4 protein-coding genes are annotated in these 1,287 nt (G+C 33.8%); all 4 read left to right on the top strand.

Annotated elements, in window-relative coordinates; genetic code table 11:
* A partial coding sequence (locus EGI31_RS14675) for a transposase (protein ID WP_255037935.1) occupies window positions 1-298 on the top strand: 298 nt, incomplete at its 5' end.
* 47 nt (window positions 299-345) lie between these two features.
* Window positions 346-471 (top strand): hypothetical protein, encoded by a 126-nt coding sequence (locus tag EGI31_RS14670; RefSeq protein ID WP_255037931.1) that lies wholly within the window; start codon window positions 346-348, stop codon window positions 469-471.
* Between the two features lie 139 nt (window positions 472-610).
* Window positions 611-910 carry a type II toxin-antitoxin system RelE/ParE family toxin gene (locus EGI31_RS14665; protein WP_255037932.1) on the top strand — a complete coding sequence of 100 codons (300 nt, stop codon included), beginning with the start codon at window positions 611-613 and terminating at the stop codon, window positions 908-910.
* A 3-nt stretch (window positions 911-913) separates the two neighbouring features.
* Entirely contained in the window at window positions 914-1,198 is a 285-nt protein-coding gene (locus tag EGI31_RS14660; RefSeq protein ID WP_255037933.1) for an addiction module antidote protein, read from the top strand.
* Window positions 1,199-1,287: the final 89 nt, after the last annotated feature.

Here is a 1,287-nt window from a genome sequence, read left to right as displayed (position 1 = left end):
TGCCTCTTTGGCAGGAGTTGCTCCATTTGAAATAAGCTCTGGAAGTAGTATTAACGGTGGTTTTCACGTCAATTGTTATTCTCATAAGCAGCTAAAAGGCATTTTTCATATAGCAGCACTGGCAGCCATACGGTTTAACCCGCAAATGAAGGAATATTTTGACCGAAAGAAAAAAGAAGGAAAGAAAGGTTTTGTGGCAATGAATAATGTGAAAAACAAATTGATTCATCAGATGTATGCAGTTGTAAGAACTAAAACACCTTTTAATCCAGAATATGTTTATAAAAGAGCAGCATAATTTTAAAGAAAATATTTGGATTTAAGTTAGCTATCGGCATCTTCCCGATGTCGAAGCTAGATAAGAAGGATTTCCAATCCGACATTAAAGTTTGTAAGTCCTACGATAATTCCTCAATTCCTACCACCGGCAAGCAAGTTTTACTTGATGAGCTAGAATTTAAGAACATCTGATAAAAAAACTTTCATGCATTCTCAAAAATAAAACTTAATCCGTTTTGCGTCCTTTTACCCAAACAAAACTCTCGAAACTGAACTTGCAAGATTAAAATATTTTTCATAATTTTGTATCCAAACGGATACAGTTCAAGAAATGTACTTTATTGAAAAGACGACGGAATTTGATAAGTGGTTTAAGAAGCTCAATGACTTACGAGCAAAAGCAAAAATTTTATTTAGAATCCAAAAACTAGAAAAAGACGAACATTTTGGAGATTGTGAACCAGTAGGAGATGGTATCAAAGAACTGAAAATTAACTTCGCAAAAGGCTACCGAGTATATTTCAAAGAAATTGATGGGAAAATTATTATTCTACTTGTCGGCGGGGATAAATCAACACAACAAAAAGACATTGAAAAAGCAAAAGATATTTGGAAAAGATTAAAGAAATAGAAAATGGAAACATCACAATTTGATATAGCTGATTATTTGGACAGCAAAGAAATGGTTGCCGAATATTTAAATGCAGTTTTGGAAGAGGGAAATGATGATGATATTGTTACGGCCATCGGACATATTGCAAAAGCAATTGGCATGACCAAAATCGCAGAAGAAACAGGAATGAGCAGACCTAGTTTGTACAAAGCACTATCGGAAGGAGCCAAACCTCAATTTTCAACAATAATGAAAGTTTTGAAAGCGGTTGGAGGACAAATACAAATAAATCCATTAACCGCATAAAAAACTAATTATGCTCTACGATGATTCCACCATCGTTGTGGTGTTAATCAAGTTTTACTTGCTTAAACTCATAACCAATTATCATTTCA

Origin of the sequence: Lacihabitans soyangensis (genome assembly GCF_024343775.1) — a bacterium.
In the GTDB taxonomy this organism is placed as follows: Bacteria; Bacteroidota; Bacteroidia; order Cytophagales; family Spirosomataceae; genus Leadbetterella; species Leadbetterella soyangensis.
Note: the sequence above shows the minus strand (reverse complement) of the source record. Positions and strands in the feature narration are given on the sequence as shown.

Coding starts and splice junctions, on each gene's coding strand:
- EGI31_RS14670 (WP_255037931.1), top strand. CDS start 346: ATGTCGAAGCTAGATAAGAAGGATTTCCAATCCGACATTAAAGTTTGT.
- EGI31_RS14665 (WP_255037932.1), top strand. CDS start 611: ATGTACTTTATTGAAAAGACGACGGAATTTGATAAGTGGTTTAAGAAG.
- EGI31_RS14660 (WP_255037933.1), top strand. CDS start 914: ATGGAAACATCACAATTTGATATAGCTGATTATTTGGACAGCAAAGAA.